A 19,360-nucleotide genomic window follows, 5' to 3' on the forward strand; every position below is an offset into this window, starting at 1 on the left:
ACGTATTGTGTCACAAATGAGCGTTTTCCGGGAGTTTTACGCATGACCATCGAGTGGTGGCTGACCTATCTGTTAACAACCAGCATCTTAAGTCTGTCGCCAGGTTCTGGCGCAATCAATACCATGAGTACCGGTATCAGCCACGGTTATCGCGGTGCGGTCGCGTCAATCTCCGGCCTTCAGGTTGGACTGTCGCTGCATATTGTGCTGGTCGGCATTGGACTGGGTGCGCTGTTTTCCCAGTCGTTACTGGCCTTTGAAATTCTGAAGTGGGCCGGGGCAGGTTACCTGGTCTGGCTGGGTATTCAGCAGTGGCGATCTGCCGGTGCGATCGACCTGAATGCGGTCGCCAAAGCGATGCCGCGTCGTAAGCTGTTTAAACGCGCCGTGCTGGTGAATCTGACCAATCCCAAAAGCATTGTGTTCCTGGCGGCCCTCTTCCCGCAGTTCATCCTGCCACATCAGCCGCAGGCGATGCAGTATCTGGTACTGGGCGTCACGACCGTGGTGGTGGATATTATCGTGATGATTGGCTATGCCACACTGGCCACGCGTATCTCCGCATGGATCAAAGGACCACATCAGATGAAATTGCTGAACCGGATTTTTGGCGGATTGTTTATTGCGGTGGGTGCACTGCTGGCTTCGGCGCGCAGAATCGCCTAAAAAACGTGGGTCGACCGCAAAAGAAGGTCGACCCCTACAGAACCTGTCGGGCCGATCGTTTTACGCTCGGCCCGCCGTCAGAGATTATTCGTCGTCATCACCGTCGACGTGTTCTTTGATCATCACCATAAATGGCCTGCCAAAGCGTTCCAGCTTCTTATGCCCGACGCCGTTCACACTCAGCATCTCGGATGCGGTCAGTGGCATTTGCTCCGCCATTTCAATCAGCGTTGCATCGTTAAACACCACATACGGCGGCACATTGGCTTCATCGGCGATGGATTTACGCAGCTTGCGCAGTTTGGCAAACAGCTTGCGGTCATAACTTCCGCCATAAGACTTCTGGCTGCTATTACGCGGTTTAATGCTCACCAGACGTGGAACCGCCAGCATCAGCGGCACTTCGCCACGTAACGTCGGGCGGGCGGCTTCCGTCAGCTGTAATGCTGAGTGCATGGCAATATTTTGCGTCACCAGCCCAAGGTGAATCAGCTGACGCAACACGCTGGTCCAGTGCTCATGGCTTTGCTCACGTCCAATGCCATACACCGGTAATTTATCGTGCTGCATGTCGCGGATACGCTGGTTATTGGCGCCGCGCAGGATCTCGACGATGTAACCCATACCAAAACGCTGCCCGACGCGGTAAATGCAGGAGAGCGCTTTTTGCGCCTCGACCAGGCCATCATAGCGGCGCGGTGGGTCCAGACAGATATCGCAGTTATCGCAAGGCTGCTGTCGCCCTTCACCAAAGTAGTTCAGCAGCACCAGACGGCGGCAGGTCTGCGCTTCGGCAAACGCGCCCATCGCATTCAGCTTATGACGTTCAATATCCTGCAGCGGCCCTGGGGCTTTCTCTTCGAGACAGCGACGCAGCCAGGCCATATCGGCGGGATCGTACAGCAGCAGGGCCTCCGCTGGCAGGCCATCCCGCCCCGCACGCCCGGTTTCCTGATAGTAGGATTCGATATTGCGCGGGATATCAAAGTGCACCACAAAACGCACGTTGGGTTTGTTAATGCCCATACCAAAAGCAACGGTCGCCACCACAATTTGCAGGTCATCGCGCTGGAAGGCTTCCTGCACGTGGGCACGGTGTGCGTTATCCATTCCGGCATGATAGGCGCCAACGCTCAGGCCACGGCTTTGCAGACGGGCAGCGGTGTCTTCCACTTTTGCCCGGCTGTTACAGTAAATGATGCCGCACTTGCCGCGCTGATCCTGCACATAGCGCAACAGTTGTTCGGTAGGTTTGAATTTTTCCACCAGCGTATAGCGGATATTGGGACGGTCAAAGCTGCTAATCTGGATAAGCGGGTCGTCAAGCTGCAGCAGACGGGCAATGTCGTTACGTGTGGTTTCATCGGCCGTGGCGGTCAGCGCCATCACCGGCACATCCGGCAGACGATGACGTAACTGGCCCAGTGCACCGTATTCCGGGCGGAAATCGTGGCCCCACTGGGAAATACAGTGGGCTTCATCCACCGCCAGCATCGCCGGGTTCCAGTGCGTTAATTGCTCGAGGAAGTTGTCCATCATCAGACGTTCAGGGGCGATGTACAGCAGACGGATGCGGCCGGTACGGCAGCCCGCCATCACTTCCTGCTGCTCTTCCCGGTTCTGCGTCGAGTTGAGGCAGGCCGCCGCAACGCCGTTTGCCAGCAGCTGATCAACCTGGTCTTTCATCAGCGAGATCAACGGCGACACCACCAGCGTCAGCCCCTCACGCACCAGCGCAGGGATCTGATAACAGAGTGATTTTCCGCCGCCGGTTGGCATGACCACCAGACAGTCACGCCCGTTGAGCGATTCCTGAATGATGGCTTGTTGCCCCGGACGAAACTGCTGATAGCCGAAGGTATCGCGTAATACCTGCTCTGCCAGCATTTCTTTATTGATGACTGCTGCCGTAGACACGTTGTCCCCAAAATCTGAAGTGACTGAATTTTCAACCGGGCAGTATACACCACCCGGTAGCGGTGACCTTAGAACAGGTCGTTGAGCGTCACGCCGACACCGACGCGAGTTTGACGATGGTTGTAGTCAATCAGAGATTCACCATACCCGCTGTACACTTGCGAGTAAAACCGCACGTGTTCCGTAATCGGGTAGCTCCAGCCTAGCTCGGCGCCGCCGTAGCCGCTGTTCCAGTTGTACTGGCTCTTCACGCTGAAGATGCTGTCGCCCCACTGGTAGCCAACTGTCAGGCGATAATAACCCATGTACTTAGTGATATCCGGGTTATCATCATTACTTTCACTTTCTGGAAGACGGTACCAGGGTTTCACCTCGACCAGCCAATTACCGTTTTCCGCCATCAGACGCGCATAGACACGATTCCAGCTGCGCGAGGTCGGGTCGGAGCGGCCATTAGACTGATGATTCAAACCCGTTTCCACATCACGCAGCGTCCAGCCCCCCAGGCTGTAGTCCGTTGCCCAACCGAGGAAGATCTGCGGCTCGTAGTTGGTTTCGCGGAACGGTGAAGAGGCACTACGGTTAGAGAGCTGCCACCAGGATTTCTGAGTATAGGAGGCACCCAGCACTGAGTTGTCACCGAGAATACCACGCCATAGTGGGAAGGCCAGGCTAAGCTGGAACTTCACTTCGTCGTGCCTGGTTTTGTCCCAGTTGTACGACTCGATCGCTTCCTTATTAATGTTGCTGGAATCGGTATACAGCAGATAGTTGCTTTCATAAGGTAACAGAACAAACGGGTTGTCGTGTTTCTCCAGCATGTTGGCAATAATACTGCCCTTCACCGCAGGACGGTCATGGATGACTTTAACCGTGGCTTCCTGTGCCAGCACCAACGTCGGAAACAGAATTGCTGACGCCAGCAATCCTTTCAGCAGAGCCATAGGGTTCTCCCAGAGAGGCGGATAAGTGAATAAAAAGCACGCCATTCTACACAGAAACATCCTGGGGGATTAGTGCTCATTTCCGAAAGTGGAAAGCACCTTCAACGAAGCATATTATACACACTCCGTTAACCTGATTTTTCATTCAGACCGCATTACAGGAAGACCCGATAATGTCAGCAGTACCTATGGATCAGGCTGCCGCGCGCCGCCTGATTGGCGAGATTTTTGTTTACCACATGCCGTTCAACCGCGCATTGGGGCTGGCACTGGACCGCCTGGAGTCGGATTACGCAGAGATAAGCCTGGCGAACCAGACCATGCTGGTCGGTAACTCTGCGCAGAAAATATTGCACGGTGGCGTGATCGCTTCCGTACTGGACGTCGCTGCCGGTCTGGTGTGCGTCACCAGGGCACTGACACGCCAGGAAAGCATCACTGAAGAGGAGTTGCGCCAGCGCTTATCGCGCATGGGGACCATCGACCTGCGGGTGGATTATCTACGTCCCGGCCGGGGTGAACGCTTTATTGCCAGCAGCAGCCTGCTGCGTGGCGGTAATAAAGTCTCGGTTGCCAGAGTCGAGCTACACAACGATGTCGGTGTTCACATTGCCAGCGCTACTGCTACCTATCTAATCGGTTAACGTCATGAATCCACAGCATACTCGCCAGGGCATATTCTTTGCTCTGGGAGCCTATTTTATCTGGGGAATTGCCCCGGTTTACTTCAAGCTCATCCAGCAAGTTGCCCCAGGGGAAATTATGACCCACCGGGTGATCTGGTCATTTTTCTTTATGCTGGTGCTCCTCACCGCCAGCCGTCACTGGCGCAATGTGCGTACGGTTATCCAGCACCCTAAAAAAGTGCTGCTGCTGGCGCTCTCCGCCGTGGTGATTTGCGGCAACTGGTTGTTGTATATCTGGGCAGTGAATAATCACCATTTACTGGAAGCCAGCCTGGGTTACTTTATTAACCCACTGCTGAATGTGCTGGTAGGGATGGTGTTTCTCGGTGAACGCTTCCGGCGCCTGCAATGGCTGGCGGTGGCGCTCGCGGCCTGCGGCGTACTGATACAGGTGTGGCAGTTTGGTTCAGTGCCGATCATCGCGCTCGGTCTCGCGATCAGCTTTTCATTCTATGGCTTGCTGCGTAAAAAAATTGCCGTTGATGCCCAGAGCGGCATGTTGATTGAAACCAGCTGGCTGCTGATCCCGGCGGCAATCTATCTGTTCGCGATAGCCGACAGCCCCACCAGCCATCTGGGAAGCAACCCACTGAGTCTGAATCTGATGCTGGCCGCTGCCGGTGTTATCACCACGGTTCCGCTGATGCTGTTTACCGCTGCCTGCGCGCGCCTGAAGCTGTCCACCGTCGGCTTCTTCCAGTATCTGGGGCCCACGCTGATGTTCCTGCTGGCCGTATTGCTCTACGGTGAACAAATGACGCCAGATAAAGCGGTGACCTTTGGCTTCATCTGGACGGCGCTGGCGCTGTTTATCGCCGATGCGCTGTTAACATTGCGCCGCTCACCGGCCGCATAATGCGATAAGCAGACATAAAAAAATCGCCACTCAGGCGATTTTTTTTCGTCATCGATCCGCTTACAGCCAGTTTTTACGCTTGAAGTAGGCGTACGGAGCCAGACCGGCGAGGATCATCAGGCTAATCGCCCCTGGATAACCAAAGCTCCATTTCAGCTCAGGCATAAACTCGAAGTTCATCCCGTAGCTGGAGGCCACCAGGGTAGGCGGCAGGAAGACCACCGAGACCACCGAGAAGATCTTGATAATGCGGTTCTGCTCGATGTTGATAAAGCCCATCGCCGCCTGCATCAGGAAGTTCACTTTCTGGAACAGGGATTCGTTGTGTGGCAGCAGGGATTCGATATCGCGCAGGATCTCACGCGCCTGCTCCAGCTGATTACCTGGCAGACGCGCCTTACGCACCAGGAAGTTCAGGGCGCGCTGGGTATCCATCAGACACAGACGGACCTTCCAGCCGATATCCTCCAGTTCTGCCAGCGTCGACAGCGCTTCATCAAACGCATCGCCCTGCTGACCTTCCATAATCACGCGGCTCAGTTTTTCCAGATCGCTGTAGATATTCTCGATCTCATCCGCCAGCTGTTCGATTTTTGTCTCAAACAGATCGAGCAGCAGTTCGTAAGCATTGCCATCGCTCAGAACCTGATTGCGGGCACGCATGCGGTACAGACGAAACGCCGGGAGTTCGCGTTCGCGCAGGGTATACAGACGCCCTTCACGAATGGTGAAAGCCACCGTCGAGTTACCCGCGTGATCGTCGGCATCTTCATAGAAGAAAAATGAGTGAATATGCAGACCGTCTTCATCTTCAAAGAAACGCGCGGAGGCTTCGATATCTTCCAGTTCAGGGCGGGTCGCAAGGCTCTGGCCAAGTTCGGTTTGTACCCGATCTCGTTCCGATTCTTCCGGTTCGATCAAATCGACCCAGACGGAACCGATCAGCTCGTCCCTGGCATCAGCATCATCCAGTTCAAGGCGGGTCAGACGGTTTTGGTCGAGTTTAAAGGCGCTCAACATAAGCTGTACTCCCAATTCACAGTAACAAAATGGGACAGAGCGCTTGAACACGGGAAACAGATGTTTCAGTCAGCGAGCAAAACTGACTCAGAGCGACGGGAAATGCGGTCGCCAACAACCACGAAGGCTATCGGCAAAAGAGGATAGCCTTAGGAGTTGTACCTGGAATGCAGGTCAGTGAGCCAGTATGTACTGGGTGTGTCCAAGGCGAATGTCCTCTTAGGGTAATGGTGGGCGCATGTTACGCTGAGACTAAAAAGGCGTCAAGCGGGGCCATGCGCCCTTCAGGGCGTCACATTGCTTCCAGTTTGGCATAAGCCGCAACCAGCCACTTAATACCCTGACCCTGAAATGCAACCTGGAGTCGGCTATGTTCACCACTGCCCTCCAGATTGACGATTGTCCCTTCGCCAAACTTGGCATGATGCACCCGCTGGCCGAGGGCGAAACCACTGTCATTTTTCGCGATCGGCGTGCCCATGCGCTGATGGTTGGCCGGGCGACTGACGCTGGCGCGCAGGCGAACCTCTTCCACGCACTCTTCCGGCAGCTCACCAATAAAGCGCGATGGGCGGTGATACACTTCCTTACCATAAAGCCGCCGGGTTTCCGCGTAAGTCAGGGTCAGCTTCTGCATCGCACGCGTCACGCCAACGTAGGCCAGACGACGCTCCTCTTCCAGTCGCCCGCCTTCATCCAGCGACATCTGGCTGGGGAACATGCCCTCTTCCATGCCGACAATAAACACCTGCATAAACTCCAGCCCTTTGGCGGAGTGCAGGGTCATTAACTGCACGGCATCCTGCCACTTGTCGGCCTGCCCTTCACCGGCCTCAAGGGCGGCATGGGAGAGAAACGCCTGCAACGGCATCAGGTCCTGATCTTCATCCTGATAGCTGTACTGCCGCGTGGCATTGACCAGCTCCTCAAGGTTTTCGATACGTGCCTGGCCCTTCTCACCTTTTTCCTGCTCATACATCAGCCACAAACCGGAATCTTTGATCACCCGGTCGGTCTGTACATGCAGCGGTAATTCGACGGTTTCCTGCGCCAGTGAATCGACCAGTTCGGTAAAGCGCTGCAAGGCCGATGCGGCACGCCCGGCCAGCGCTTTTTCCTGCAACAGCACGCGCGTGGTTTGCCACAGCGTGAGCTGACGCTCACGTGACGTCTGGCGTATAACATCCAGCGTGCGGTCACCAATGCCACGGGTTGGTGTGTTGATCACGCGTTCAAAGGCGGCATCGTCATTACGGTTGGAGATCAGACGCAGGTAGGCCAGCGCATCTTTGATTTCCTGACGCTCGAAGAAGCGCATACCGCCATAGATCCGGTACGGCATACTGGTTTGCAGCAGGGCTTCTTCCAGCACGCGCGACTGGGCGTTACTGCGATAAAGAATCGCGCAGTCATTTAGCGCGCCGCCGTTCTCCATCCACACCTTGATGCGGTTGACCACAAAGCGCGCTTCATCCAGCTCATTGAAGGCACAGTAAACCGCAATTTGCTCGCCATCGCTGTCTTCCGTCCACAGCTCTTTACCCAGGCGGCCGCTGTTATTGGCGATCAGGGTATTCGCTGCTTTCAGAATATTGTTGGTCGAGCGGTAGTTTTGCTCAAGACGGATGGTCTCCGCACCGGGGAAATCCTTAAGGAAGCGCTGGATGTTTTCCACCTGCGCGCCACGCCAGCCATAGATCGACTGATCGTCATCCCCCACGATGATCACTTTACCGGTGTCACCCGCCAGCATGCGGATCCACGCGTACTGGATGTTGTTGGTATCCTGGAATTCGTCCACCAGGATATTGGTAAAACGTTCGCGGTAGTGATTGAGGATATGCGGTTTGTTCAGCCACAGCTCATGAGCACGCAGCAAAAGCTCGGCAAAATCCACCAGCCCGGCGCGATCGCAGGCTTCCTGATAGGCCTGGTAAATACGCAGCCAGGTCTGTTCAATCGGGTTGCCATAACTTTCGATATGCTTCGGGCGCAGCCCTTCATCTTTTTTGCCATTGATGTACCACATCCCCTGACGGGCAGGCCACTGCTTCTCATCCAGATTCATGGCTTTGATCAGGCGCTTCAGCAGGCGCAGCTGATCTTCACTGTCGAGGATCTGGAAGTCCTGCGGCAGGTTGGCATCAAGATGGTGCGCGCGCAGCAGACGGTGCGCCAGCCCGTGGAACGTACCGATCCACATACCGCCCTGGCTGGTGCCGATCAGCTGTTCGATACGGTGGCGCATCTCGGCCGCCGCTTTGTTGGTGAAGGTCACCGCCATAATCGAATAGGGGGAGCAGTTTTCCACCGCCATCAGCCAGGCAATGCGATGAACCAGCACGCGGGTTTTACCACTGCCCGCACCCGCCAGCACCAGCAGATTGCTGCGCGGCGCGGCAACGGCTTCGCGTTGTTTGTCATTCAAGCTGTCGAGCAGTTCAGAAACGTCCATAGGCACCGTCGGGGATCGGGGGCAGCATCAGGCCGCCCACTGGATATTTAACCAGCTTATTATATCAATGCGGTCAGCGATGCCAACCGGGAAATTTCCAGCGTGGGAAGCAGGCGGGTATCGTTGATATGCATCAGGTTGCCTTCACGCAGGTTAATCCAGCATGACTGCATCCCGAAGCGAATCGCTCCGGCGACATCCGTGGTGAGATCGTCACCCACATGCAGGATATTTTCAGCGGGCAGATTCAACCGCTCTGCCGCCAGCTGGTACATATCCTGGAAAGGCTTAGCGCGGCCATCCGGCCCGGCACGCAGGGTAAACTGGAAATACTTATCCAGGCCACAAAGATGGGGTTGTGCATTACCGTTAGTGATCGCTACCAGCGGGATGCGCTGAGCCAGAGCCGCCAGCGTGGCGTGTGTCTCTTCAGGCATATCAATCTCGCTGCGCCAGCGGGCAAAGACGGCCATGACATCATGCGAACCGCTCAGCGCCTGCGCTGGCGGCAACCCCACATCCAGCATAACCTGCTCAACAGCGCGACGACGCCACTCGCTGACATCATGATAAATGTCAGGTTCGGCGGCCAGCAGGCGGTCACGCACCTGCTGATACTGCGCCACGCTGTAGTCTTTCAGCGCAGGATGATACGCCTGTAGCGCGCTGTGTGATTCCCGCGTGGTCCGCAGGATCACCGGGTGGTTGTCATACAGCGTGTCATCAAGATCGAAGGTCATTGCCGCAACAGGGCGTAAAGGCCGGTAAAAGTGCATCAGGATTTTCCTCGTTTCGCACGGGGATGGGCAGCATCGTAAACCGACGCCAGGTGTTGAAAGTCGAGATGGGTATAGATTTGCGTGGTGGTCAGGTTGGCATGCCCGAGCAGCTCCTGCACGGCACGCAAATCACCACTGGATTCAAGCATATGGGTAGCAAATGAATGGCGTAGTTTGTGCGGATGAACATGGCTGGACAGCCCCTGTTTGACGCCCCACTCGGCAAAGCGCTTTTGTACGTTACGCGCTGAAATGCGCTTGCCCTGCTTCGACAGGAATAACGCATTGTCCTCCGGTGCAAACAGTTCACGCAGCACCATCCAGTGCTCAATCCAGTGAACGGCGGTACGGCCAATCGGCAGACGGCGTTCTTTGCTGCCTTTACCGATCACCCACACTTCACCGGAAGCCAGGTCAAGATGGCTCAGGTCAATGCCCACCAGTTCGGACAAACGCAAACCGGCGCCGTACATCACCTCCAGCATCGCGCGATCGCGCACGGCCAGCGGGTCATTGAGGTCAATATCCAGCAGCCGATCAACTTCATCGACATCAATATTTTTGGGCAGATGGCGTGCAGCACGCGGCGTAGCAACACCTTTCGCCGGGTTCGCTTTGATAACACCCTGGCTAATCAGCCAGTCGAGGAAGCTGCGTAATGCGGAAAGCCTGAGCGCCAGGCTTGCGGGCTTCAACCCACTGCGGCTGCTGCGCGCCGCCAGCGAGCGCACCAGGGCGGCATCCAGCCGTGGCCAGTCACTCACTTTCAATTCATCCAGCAAAACAATGATGGCATTGAGCTGCCGCTGATAGCTCTCTTGAGTCAGCGGACTGAGCTGACGCTCCACTTTAAGATAACGCAGGAAGCCCTCTACGGCTGGCAGCAGAGGCGACTCGCTGCTCACGCGCGCTCTATCCAGCGTGACAGCAGCTGGGGCAGCATCAGCGACAGATGCTGTAACAACACCGTGCCCATACCTGCCTGATAATGCTGATTATCACGGCTGCTGAAAATCAGCACGCCGAGGTCACCCTCTTCACCCAGCAACGACATCGCGACCGAGCCGATGGCTTTTGCCTGCGGCAGCAGTAACAGCAATTCCGGGCCATTAAGGCTGCCGAGATAGTGATTCTGCTTGCCCAAACGCTGAATGCGCACGGATTCAAATGCCTGACGCGGCAGCGCCAGTTGCGTAAAGTCGGAAGGGGCACCGATGCGCCATTTCTCACCGAACAGGCGGATATTAGCCCCCGCGAGGCCAAATTCACGCGCCCAGCGATGCAGGCGGTTAAGCATGTCATGCAGACTGGTGGCCGAGGCCAGACGCCCTTGCAGGGCGAACAGCCGATCAAACAGCTGCTGATTGGCGCTCGCCTGCTCCATCAACAGCGTAATGTCTTCTTCCAGCTGGTGAATATGATTGCGCTGACGCGCCAGTTGCCACTCCACCAGCGAGACAGTACCGCGGATCGGATGCGGCACGATCATCTGCTCGACCTGGCGGGCATTGCGGATAAAGAAGTCTGGATTTTGCAGCAGGAACTCACTAACCGTGCGATCGTCTAGCAAGATTTCGCCAGTGTACTGTTGTTCCCCGACATTTTTCATAAATGAATAAACCCGTCATAAACGTGAGTGGCCGGACCGGTCATATACAGGGGATGCCCCGGACCTTTCCAGGCGATATTGAGCGTGCCACCAGGCAGATCAACCCGCACTTTTTCCGCCAGCAATGTCTGCTGTATCCCAACCGCAACGGCAGCGCATGCACCGCTGCCACAGGCCTGGGTTTCGCCCGCGCCGCGTTCATACACACGCAGACGGATATGTTCGCGGCTGACCACTTCCATAAAGCCGACGTTGACCCGCTCAGGAAAACGTTCGTGGCTTTCCAGCACCGGGCCCAGCGCCTCTACCGTGGCGGTTTTTACGCTATCAACCTGTAACACGCAGTGCGGGTTACCCATCGACACCACACCACACATCACCGTTTGTTCAGCAACGCGCATCAGATAGATGTTTTCCGCTTTGTTAGCACGGAAAGGCACCTGCTGGGGTTCGAAGTTGGGTTCGCCCATGTTCACGCACACCAGTTCATCCTGGTTGACGCTTAACACCATGCGGCCAGTTTGCGTGCTGACGCGGATATCATTTTTATTGGTCAGCCCTTTCATGCGCACAAAGCGGGCAAAACAGCGTGCGCCGTTGCCGCACTGCGCCACTTCGCTGCCGTCGGCATTAAAAATACGATAATGGAAATCAAGATCGGGATCGTAAGGCGGTTCGACGATCAGCAGCTGATCAAAACCGATCCCCATGTGACGATCGGCCAGACGGCGGATCAGTTCTGGTGAGAAATAGACATTCTGCGTCACGGCATCGACCACCATAAAGTCGTTACCGAGACCGTGCATTTTTGAGAACTGCATTTTCTGCTCCGCCGAGTGCGTCATAGTTTACTGAGCCGGTTGCACACTCTGTCCGCTGGTCGTGGCAGGTTGTTGCGCCTGATTGCCAGACTGCGTTGCAGGGGTTGTCTGAGTTGTTTGTGGGTTAGCCTGCTCATCTGTCGGAAAATAGAGCGGCCCTTTTAATCCACATCCCGCCAGGCTGGTGACGGCCAGTATCACGGCCAGCTGGCAAATTCTTTTCTTCATTCTCATGTGCTCGTCATTGATGCCTTTTGGTTGTCTATCATCGCAGGTGAAGTTCGAAAAGCAACAGGAAAAGCGCAATCCCTGCTGCATCGTTAACCTCATGCAGATGACGACAACGCGTAACAGCAAGGCGTTATGGAAAGACTGGGATGTAAAGTGATCCGGGTGATGAAGGGTGGTGCTTAATGCATCTGATAACGCCGGGCGTACTCTTCGCTGGCCGCATCATCCGGTAATGCTGCACAGAGTTGTGTCAGGGCCTGGCTACGAAAGGGAATGACCTGGAAACGTTCATCCACACGCACAATCTGGTAGAACTGCGGGAGGTTGAAGTTGATGAAACTGGAACCGTAGGTGAAGCGGTCATGTGAGGAGGAGTAGAAACGGCTGACATCACGCACCAGCTCCTCTTTACTGCCTTCACAATGGTGATACACCTCAACGCGGTTTGTTTCGTCAAGGATATAGATATTAAAGCCGTGATCGTCCAGCGTATCTTCAAAGAAGAACTGGATGATACCTTCACTCGCATAGCCATTCACCACCGCAGGCAGGTGAACCTGATCGGTTTCCACCTTCAGTGACAGACCGTGCAGTTTATTATTCGAAATAGCGCCGTAGAACTCGACCGCATTTTCCAGCTTCTGTACCGAAACACTGAGGCGCTCAAAGAACAGTCCCCACGTCTGGCCCGCCACGCGTACGGCTTTAAATCGACCAGGCTCCTGACGCGTGCTGGAAAGACGCAGTTCAATGCATTCGGACACCAGTTGCTGCACACGAGTACGAATCAACCCGCGCAAGTGCTGGCTGTAGCAGAACACTTCGACGGAATCTGGCGGTGAAGCGTCCTGGTGCATTTTGCCCAGAATAGTTTTCAGCGCTTCAATCATGGCCTGCTCACCGTTGAAATGCAGCGTACGCACTTCATTCCACGAGTTGCGGTACAACAAATCGACACTGCCGACCAGGCACTGCTGCTGCTGACCAAAACTGAACACATCCAGCTTACGGAAATCGAAATGCACCACCTGATTGCGGAAGGCCGCCGTCGGGTCATATTCAAGATTGACGATAATCGCCAGATGACGGATTTCGCATGGGCTGTAAAGCGCCTTCGGCGTAGGCGAAGGCAGACGCAGCGGGAAGTGATGCGAAACGTCGGACACCAGCTCCTGCAAACGGGCAAGATCGCAGATCTCGTTCCCTTTAATATGCAGGCGCGTTTTGCTGGTCAGCAGGCCGTTAAACCACGCCCAGGCCACCAGCTTGTTAAGGTAGCGGTTATATTCCAGCGGCTGATGGCTGATGATCGAACTCATGTCTGGCGACTGGTTATACAGATACCAGCCTGCGCGGTTAGCGCGGCCATTCGGCACGTGAATAAAGGTCAGGTGCGATTCAGACAGGTCGGGCGAAATCTGCGGGTTAAGCAGGGTGACCTTCCCTGGCAGCGCTTCAAAGGCTGCGTACAGCTTACGCGTCAGCACGCCGATATCCTGCGGGCTGGCGCTGACGCTTAAGTTGTTACGGCGCGCAAAACGAATCAGGTTGCGATAGCTCTGCATCATCGCATCCAGCAGTTCATTATGGGCTTCACGTACCTGGCTTATTTTCCAGTCTGCACGGCTGTCGAGCATCGCCAGGCGGGCATTATCCCAGCCCCACTCTTTGACCAGCTGGCCAAGAATTTCGCGACGCCAGCCCGTGTCTTCCGTCGCAATCGACAGTTTTTCACATACTTTGAGATAGAAGCAGCGCCGCACCAGATCAAGGCGCGCATGATCGTCAATGCTGGTGAGATAGTGAGTCACCCGCTCCAGCATCATGCAGTAGGGGTCAAGCCCGTAGGAGACAATTTCACCGTCATGCAGGCGTTGTTTGATATCCATCGCCAGCAGATGCGTTGCAGGGTATTCCCAGGAATAGGCTTCCAGCAGCAGCGTCTTCAACACCGCCTTGTAAGGCGAGTCGATGCTCTTATACAGCTGCCACAGGCTGGCACCGAAATACTCTTCAGCCGACAGCGTGCCCAGACCACCGAGGTCCAGCCATTCGTTTGGCGTCAACACACCCTGCTGATACAGCGACATCACATAGTCGTCGTAATGTTCTTCTTCTTCGCGTGGCACCATATTCCACAGAATACGTTTACCCGCCATGCGCACCGCCGTGCGATAAAATTCATCCAGCAACAGAATATGCTGAGTGGAACCGCAATCTTCGCCGCCGAGGCTGCCGCTTTCGTTATGGCGAAAACGGTTTTCATCAATAAGGAAGAAGCTCACCTCAACGCCCATGGCAGCGCACCACTTTTGCAACTGGGTGCATTTTTTCTGCAGGCTCAGGCGTTCGTCATTGTCCAGCCATGACTGGTGGCAGACCCAGATATCGAGATCGGAGGTATCATTCTGGCCGACGGATGAAGTACTGCCCATGGAGTAGACGCCGGTAATCGGCATCTCGCCCTGAGGAGGAATAGCAGCGGCAGATCCGGATTTCCCTTCCAAATCATCCAGATAGAATTTTTGACTTTCATCAGGCGTGTAGAAGCTGATGCCATGTGGAACGTTACCTTCGAAGTAACCCGGCATCAGCGGATGATGATAATGTAATAAGGTCGGCAGCAGACTGTATACCTGTTGGAACGCAGGCCCCATGGCCGCCAGCGCGCGATCAACGCGCAGCTGGTTAATGGCATCCAGTCTCTGTTTCAGTGTCTCAATGTAGAGGTACAAGACGTCTCGCCTGATTATCCCAGTGCCTATACCCTTGTTGGACTAACGAGGGTATATAAAAGTTCGGTTTCCAAAATCTGCCGCTTGCTTTAAAAATAGTCGTGCAGATTATTGCTGGAAACGTGATCAATCTAACACCTGGCAGATTGACCGTAAAGAAAGTTGCGCTACCTACAGCCTAGCACATTTTGCGAGCAGCCCGATGCAATACCTCCGTGTACCGCCGTTTAACTGACAGCATTCCCGGTTCAATGATAGGATAATCAGTGAACGATCAAAACGGTATCAAGCATGTTAGACAAAATTTTAAGAATTGCCACCCGACAAAGTCCACTCGCGCTGTGGCAGGCAGAGTATGTTCAGCAGCGTTTAATCGCCGCCCATCCAGGACTGCGCGTTGATCTGGTGCCTATGGTTACACGCGGGGATGTGATCCTCGATACTCCTCTGGCGAAAGTCGGCGGTAAAGGCCTGTTCGTAAAAGAACTGGAACAAGCCATGCTGTCAGATCGCGCCGATATCGCCGTGCATTCGATGAAAGACGTGCCGGTCGACTTCCCTCCGGGCCTGGGATTAACCACCATCTGCGAGCGTGAAGACCCGCACGATGCCTTTGTTTCTCATCATTATGCGTCTGTGGATGACTTACCGCAGGGCGCGATTGTCGGCACTTCCAGCCTGCGCCGCCAGTGTCAGCTTAGCGCACGTCGCCCGGATCTGATTATCCGTTCGCTACGTGGCAATGTTGGCACTCGCCTGGGCAAGCTGGATGCTGGTGAATATGATGCCATTATCCTTGCCGTAGCCGGGCTGAAGCGTCTGGGTCTGGGCGATCGCATTCGTCAGATCATGCCTGCTGAGGAGTCTCTTCCGGCGGTGGGCCAGGGCGCGGTAGGCATCGAATGCCGCCTCGACGATGACTGGGTTATTGGGCTGGTCTCTGCGCTGAATCACGACGACACCGCCTGCCGGGTACGGGCAGAGCGTGCCATGAATACCCGACTGGAAGGGGGTTGCCAGGTCCCGATCGGCAGCTATGCGCTGCTGGAAGGCGATCAACTGTGGCTACGGGGGTTGGTTGGTGCGCCAGACGGCAGCCTGATGGTCCGTGGTGAACGTCGCGGCCCGCGTGCAGATGCAGAAAAAATGGGTATTTCGCTGGCGGAAGAACTGCTGGATAACGGCGCGCGTGACATTCTCGCTGAGGTCTACCAGGGAAATCCCCCAGCATGACGATTCTGGTCACCCGCCCATCACCGGCCGCAGAAGAGCTGGTCAGCCGTCTGCGCACGCGCGGTCAGGTGGCCTGGACGTTCCCGTTGATTGAGTTTACGCCGGGAACCCAACTGGATACCCTGCCTGAGCGATTGCGCTCGCTGGCGGCAGGCGATCTGGTCTTTATCTTGTCACAGCACGCGATCCATTATGCCCAGCCCGCGCTCTCTGCCGCTGGAGCAACATGGCCTGCCAACCTGAACTATTATGCTATAGGCCGCACGACAGCGCTGGCGCTGCATGCTGTCAGCGGCCATAACGTCGTCTGGCCACACGAGCAGGAAATCAGCGAAGTGCTGATTCAGCTTCCGGCCCTGCAAGCGGTGGTTGGCAAACGCGCCCTTATTCTGCGCGGCAACGGTGGACGGGAATTACTGGCAGAAACTTTGCTTGCCCGTGGCGCTCAGGTAGAGTTCATTGAGTGCTATCAACGTTGTGAAAAACATTATCACGGCGCGGAAGAAGGCCGACGCTGGCGTAATTGCGGCATTGATACCCTGGTCGTGACCAGTGGTGAAATGCTGCAACAGCTTTACCAGCTGTTCCCCGATGTTGATCGGGATGAATGGCTCCTGCACTGTCGGCTGGTTGTCGTCAGTGAACGTTTGGCTACTCTGGCCCGGGAATTGGGCTGGGCGAACATTTGTGTCGCCGGGGGTGCCGATAATGACGCGCTATTGCGCGCGCTATACCTTTAAAAGGCCGTACGGATTTTGCGTGAGCAATGAAACGTCAATGCCGAAGGTATACAACACACTTAAATATGGGATGAGCCATTATGACGGAACACAAAGATTCCTCCGCCATGGTTGAAGAGACTACCCCAGCGGTTGATAACTCAACATCTGAATCACCATCACCACGTAAAGTAAAAAACAGTGGTGCGGTTCTTGGCACTGTCGCCATCGCGATTGCACTGGCCGTGGGTGCGGGTCTCTATCTGTATGGAAACCATCAAATACAACAGCAGGCCGCAGCCAGCCAGGCGCTCGCCTTACAGCTATCCGACCTGCAGCAGTCAGCGCTCAGTGACAAACAGTCACTGGAACAGCGACTGGCAACGCAAACCAGCGCCCTGGATACCGCCCGTCAGCAGCAGGCTGCCACCAGCCAGCAGTTGGATGAACTGAAACAGAAGGTCGCCACCATCTCAGGCAGCGATGCCCAGACATGGATGCTGGCGCAGGCTGACTACCTGGTCAAAATGGCCGGACGTAAGTTGTGGAGCGATCAGGACGTCACGACCGCAGCAGCGCTGCTGAAAAGTGCGGATGCCAGCCTGGCCGATATGAACGATCCGAGCCTGATCGATGCCCGCCGCGCGCTGACGCATGACATCAGCACCCTGTCCGCTCTCAGCCAGGTCGATTACGATGGCGTGATCCTCAAATTAAACCAATTGTCTAACGATGTTGATAATCTGCGTATCGCCGATAATGACAGCGATAATGAGCCGATGGATGCCGACAGCAATGAGCTTTCCTCTTCGCTGCGTGAGTGGCGTCAGAATCTGGTGAAAAGCTGGCATAATTTTATGGACGATTTCATCACCATCCGTCGTCGTGATGCCACCGCAGAGCCGCTGATGGCACCGGACCAGGATATTTATTTACGTGAGAATATCCGTTCACGCCTGCTCATTGCTGCTCAGGCCGTACCGCGTCATCAGGATGAAATCTTTAAACAGTCTATCGACACGGTTTCCGCCTGGACCCGAGCCTGGTTTGACAGCAACGATCCCAATACCAAAGCCTTCCTCAGCCAGTTGGATGAACTGAGCCAGCAGAGCGTTTCAATGGATGTTCCAGAAGCACTGCAAAGCCAGCCACTGCTGGATAAATTGATGGAGACACGCGTGCGTAACCTGCTGGCACAGCCAGCCGCACAGTCAGCTTCATCTCAGCAGCAGGGAGAATAATGATGTTGAAAGTGCTTCTGCTTTTCCTGCTGTTAATTGCCGGTATTGTGCTGGGTCCCGTGATTGCGGGTCATCAGGGATTTGTCCTGATCCAGACCGACAACTGGGATATTAAAACCAGTGTGACTGCCCTGGTGATCATGCTGATCCTGACGCTGATCGTCATTCTGGCTATCGAATGGCTGCTCCGTCGCCTTTTCCGCACCGGTGCACGCACCCGTGGCTGGTTTAGCGGCCGCAAACGCCGCAGCGCGCATAAGCATACCAATGCGGCGTTGATCAAACTGGCGGAAGGTGATTATCAGCAGGTAGAAAAACTGCTGTCACGTAATGCCGACCACGCTGAACAGCCGATGGTGAACTACCTGCTGGCCGCGGAAGCCGCTCAACAGCGCGGTGACGAGATACGCGCCAATCAGCATCTGGAACGTGCCACCGAATTAAACGAGGGTGACCCGATACCGGTCGAGATCACACGCGTACGCATTCAACTGGCACGCAATGAAGATCACGCCGCACGCCACGGTATTGATCGTCTGCTGGAGATTGCGCCACGCCACCCTGAAGTTCTGCGTCTGGCTGAGCAGGCTTATCTGCGCACTCATGCCTGGGGCGCACTACTGGATATTCTGCCTGCAATGGAGAAAATTCAGTTGGGGAATGAAGCCCATCGCCTCGAGCTACAACAGCAGTCATGGCTGGGCCTGATGAGCCAGGCAATGGCCGATCAGGGTAGTGATGGTCTGAAGCGTTGGTGGCAGAACCAGAGCCGAAAAACGCGTCATGACCCCGCTTTACAGGTTGCAATGGCGGACCATCTTATCGTCTGTAATGACCACGATACCGCACAGCAAATCGTGCTGGATGGTTTGAAGCGTCAGTACGATGAGCGCCTGGTATTGCTGATGCCACGACTGAAAACGAGTCACCCGGAACAGCTGGAGAAAACACTGCGGCAGCAGATCAAGCAACACGGTGCGACACCGCTATTGCACAGTACGTTGGGTCAACTGCTGATGCAGCACGGTGAATGGGAACAGGCTGCTGAGTCCTTCCGTGCCGCGCTGCAACAGCGCCCGGATGCCTTCGACTACGCCTGGCTGGCTGATACGTTGGATCGTCAGCACAAGCCGGAAGAAGCCGCATCAATGCGCCGTGACGGTCTGTTACTCACACTGAAAAACAACCCATAACGTTGTAACAGCACCACACAAGCCGGGCAATGCCCGGCTTTTTTTATGCCTGAAACCACACAAAAAAAAACACCTGTCATAAGACAGGTGCAAATTTTCAGGTCGGTTAAGACAACCGATTGGTACCTGACTCAACGTATTGCCCGATAGATCCAATAAGACGTTAGCGATATTGGCTGGCTGGACAACAGGTACCGTAAAATGGCTCTGCGTCATTCCCAGGTTTATGAAGCATCAGCAAACATAAGAGGTGGA

General features: G+C 55.3%; 18 protein-coding genes. 7 read left to right on the forward strand and 11 right to left on the reverse strand.

Annotated elements, in window-relative coordinates; translation table 11 throughout:
• The first annotated feature begins 42 nt into the window (after positions 1-42).
• Entirely contained in the window at positions 43-666 is a 624-nt protein-coding gene (gene rhtB / locus ACFL9S_RS13985) for a homoserine/homoserine lactone efflux protein (RefSeq protein WP_200643900.1), read from the forward strand.
• A gap of 84 nt (positions 667-750) precedes the next feature.
• Here the strand turns inward: rhtB and recQ are convergent, their stop codons facing one another.
• A complete protein-coding gene (gene recQ, locus ACFL9S_RS13990; protein WP_405262506.1) occupies positions 751-2,583 on the reverse strand; it encodes an ATP-dependent DNA helicase RecQ in 1,833 nt (610 codons plus the stop codon).
• Positions 2,584-2,651: 68 nt separating this feature from the next.
• The gene (gene pldA, locus ACFL9S_RS13995; RefSeq protein ID WP_405262507.1) at positions 2,652-3,527 is read right to left on the reverse strand and encodes a phospholipase A; all 876 of its coding nucleotides are present in this window, start codon (positions 3,525-3,527) and stop codon (positions 2,652-2,654) included.
• A gap of 173 nt (positions 3,528-3,700) precedes the next feature.
• On the opposite strand from pldA, the gene ACFL9S_RS14000 reads away from it, so the two are divergent.
• Positions 3,701-4,171 (forward strand): thioesterase family protein, encoded by a 471-nt coding sequence (locus ACFL9S_RS14000; protein ID WP_405262508.1) that lies wholly within the window; start codon positions 3,701-3,703, stop codon positions 4,169-4,171.
• A 4-nt stretch (positions 4,172-4,175) separates the two neighbouring features.
• Positions 4,176-5,069, forward strand: coding sequence for an EamA family transporter RarD (gene rarD, locus ACFL9S_RS14005; protein WP_405262509.1), 894 nt, complete (start codon positions 4,176-4,178; stop codon positions 5,067-5,069).
• 60 nt (positions 5,070-5,129) lie between these two features.
• Here rarD and corA read toward each other — a convergent pair whose 3' ends face one another.
• The 9 genes from corA to ACFL9S_RS14050 all read right to left on the reverse strand — a co-directional run bounded on the left by corA (position 5,130) and on the right by ACFL9S_RS14050 (position 14,719).
• Positions 5,130-6,089 (reverse strand): magnesium/cobalt transporter CorA, encoded by a 960-nt coding sequence (gene corA / locus ACFL9S_RS14010; RefSeq protein WP_405262510.1) that lies wholly within the window; start codon positions 6,087-6,089, stop codon positions 5,130-5,132.
• Positions 6,090-6,238: 149 nt separating this feature from the next.
• Positions 6,239-6,295, reverse strand: a complete 57-nt coding sequence (ysgD, locus tag ACFL9S_RS14015; protein ID WP_405262553.1) for a YsgD/CorL family protein — start codon at positions 6,293-6,295, stop codon at positions 6,239-6,241.
• Positions 6,296-6,381: 86 nt separating this feature from the next.
• Positions 6,382-8,544: a DNA helicase II gene (uvrD, locus tag ACFL9S_RS14020; RefSeq protein ID WP_405262511.1), complete on the reverse strand. Its 2,163-nt coding sequence runs from the start codon at positions 8,542-8,544 to the stop codon at positions 6,382-6,384.
• Between the two features lie 59 nt (positions 8,545-8,603).
• Positions 8,604-9,320 (reverse strand): 5-amino-6-(5-phospho-D-ribitylamino)uracil phosphatase YigB, encoded by a 717-nt coding sequence (yigB, locus tag ACFL9S_RS14025; RefSeq protein ID WP_405262512.1) that lies wholly within the window; start codon positions 9,318-9,320, stop codon positions 8,604-8,606.
• Positions 9,320-10,228 carry a tyrosine recombinase XerC gene (gene xerC, locus ACFL9S_RS14030; protein ID WP_405262513.1) on the reverse strand — a complete coding sequence of 303 codons (909 nt, stop codon included), beginning with the start codon at positions 10,226-10,228 and terminating at the stop codon, positions 9,320-9,322. Before xerC ends, yigB begins: the two co-directional genes overlap by 1 nt.
• Positions 10,225-10,932 carry a DUF484 domain-containing protein gene (locus ACFL9S_RS14035; RefSeq protein ID WP_405262514.1) on the reverse strand — a complete coding sequence of 236 codons (708 nt, stop codon included), beginning with the start codon at positions 10,930-10,932 and terminating at the stop codon, positions 10,225-10,227. Before ACFL9S_RS14035 ends, xerC begins: the two co-directional genes overlap by 4 nt.
• The gene (dapF, locus tag ACFL9S_RS14040) at positions 10,929-11,753 is read right to left on the reverse strand and encodes a diaminopimelate epimerase (RefSeq protein ID WP_405262515.1); all 825 of its coding nucleotides are present in this window, start codon (positions 11,751-11,753) and stop codon (positions 10,929-10,931) included. The genes ACFL9S_RS14035 and dapF overlap by 4 nt, the downstream gene beginning before the upstream one ends.
• A gap of 27 nt (positions 11,754-11,780) precedes the next feature.
• Positions 11,781-11,981: a lipoprotein gene (locus tag ACFL9S_RS14045; protein ID WP_405262516.1), complete on the reverse strand. Its 201-nt coding sequence runs from the start codon at positions 11,979-11,981 to the stop codon at positions 11,781-11,783.
• Positions 11,982-12,163: 182 nt separating this feature from the next.
• Positions 12,164-14,719 carry a class I adenylate cyclase gene (locus ACFL9S_RS14050; RefSeq protein ID WP_405262517.1) on the reverse strand — a complete coding sequence of 852 codons (2,556 nt, stop codon included), beginning with the start codon at positions 14,717-14,719 and terminating at the stop codon, positions 12,164-12,166.
• Between the two features lie 291 nt (positions 14,720-15,010).
• On the opposite strand from ACFL9S_RS14050, the gene hemC reads away from it, so the two are divergent.
• The 4 genes from hemC (at position 15,011) to hemY (ending at position 19,105) form a co-directional block, all read left to right on the forward strand.
• A complete protein-coding gene (gene hemC, locus ACFL9S_RS14055) occupies positions 15,011-15,952 on the forward strand; it encodes a hydroxymethylbilane synthase (protein ID WP_405262518.1) in 942 nt (313 codons plus the stop codon).
• Positions 15,949-16,692 (forward strand): uroporphyrinogen-III synthase, encoded by a 744-nt coding sequence (gene hemD / locus ACFL9S_RS14060; protein ID WP_405262519.1) that lies wholly within the window; start codon positions 15,949-15,951, stop codon positions 16,690-16,692. The genes hemC and hemD overlap by 4 nt, the downstream gene beginning before the upstream one ends.
• Before the next feature lie 80 nt (positions 16,693-16,772).
• Positions 16,773-17,912, forward strand: a complete 1,140-nt coding sequence (hemX, locus tag ACFL9S_RS14065; protein ID WP_405262520.1) for a uroporphyrinogen-III C-methyltransferase — start codon at positions 16,773-16,775, stop codon at positions 17,910-17,912.
• A 2-nt stretch (positions 17,913-17,914) separates the two neighbouring features.
• Positions 17,915-19,105 carry a protoheme IX biogenesis protein HemY gene (hemY, locus tag ACFL9S_RS14070; protein ID WP_405262554.1) on the forward strand — a complete coding sequence of 397 codons (1,191 nt, stop codon included), beginning with the start codon at positions 17,915-17,917 and terminating at the stop codon, positions 19,103-19,105.
• Positions 19,106-19,360: the final 255 nt, after the last annotated feature.

The organism is Erwinia sp. AnSW2-5 (assembly GCF_045107195.1).
Taxonomy (GTDB): Bacteria; Pseudomonadota; Gammaproteobacteria; order Enterobacterales; family Enterobacteriaceae; genus Erwinia.

Bases quoted from the DNA above. Each gene is read 5' to 3' on its own strand.
- rhtB (WP_200643900.1), top strand. From the start codon at position 43: ATGACCATCGAGTGGTGGCTGACCTATCTGTTAACAACCAGCATCTTA.
- pldA (WP_405262507.1), bottom strand. From the start codon at position 3,527: ATGGCTCTGCTGAAAGGATTGCTGGCGTCAGCAATTCTGTTTCCGACG.
- ACFL9S_RS14000 (WP_405262508.1), top strand. From the start codon at position 3,701: ATGTCAGCAGTACCTATGGATCAGGCTGCCGCGCGCCGCCTGATTGGC.
- rarD (WP_405262509.1), top strand. From the start codon at position 4,176: ATGAATCCACAGCATACTCGCCAGGGCATATTCTTTGCTCTGGGAGCC.
- corA (WP_405262510.1), bottom strand. From the start codon at position 6,089: ATGTTGAGCGCCTTTAAACTCGACCAAAACCGTCTGACCCGCCTTGAA.
- uvrD (WP_405262511.1), bottom strand. From the start codon at position 8,544: ATGGACGTTTCTGAACTGCTCGACAGCTTGAATGACAAACAACGCGAA.
- yigB (WP_405262512.1), bottom strand. From the start codon at position 9,320: ATGCACTTTTACCGGCCTTTACGCCCTGTTGCGGCAATGACCTTCGAT.
- ACFL9S_RS14035 (WP_405262514.1), bottom strand. From the start codon at position 10,932: ATGAAAAATGTCGGGGAACAACAGTACACTGGCGAAATCTTGCTAGAC.
- dapF (WP_405262515.1), bottom strand. From the start codon at position 11,753: ATGCAGTTCTCAAAAATGCACGGTCTCGGTAACGACTTTATGGTGGTC.
- ACFL9S_RS14045 (WP_405262516.1), bottom strand. From the start codon at position 11,981: ATGAAGAAAAGAATTTGCCAGCTGGCCGTGATACTGGCCGTCACCAGC.
- hemC (WP_405262518.1), top strand. From the start codon at position 15,011: ATGTTAGACAAAATTTTAAGAATTGCCACCCGACAAAGTCCACTCGCG.
- hemD (WP_405262519.1), top strand. From the start codon at position 15,949: ATGACGATTCTGGTCACCCGCCCATCACCGGCCGCAGAAGAGCTGGTC.
- hemX (WP_405262520.1), top strand. From the start codon at position 16,773: ATGACGGAACACAAAGATTCCTCCGCCATGGTTGAAGAGACTACCCCA.
- hemY (WP_405262554.1), top strand. From the start codon at position 17,915: ATGTTGAAAGTGCTTCTGCTTTTCCTGCTGTTAATTGCCGGTATTGTG.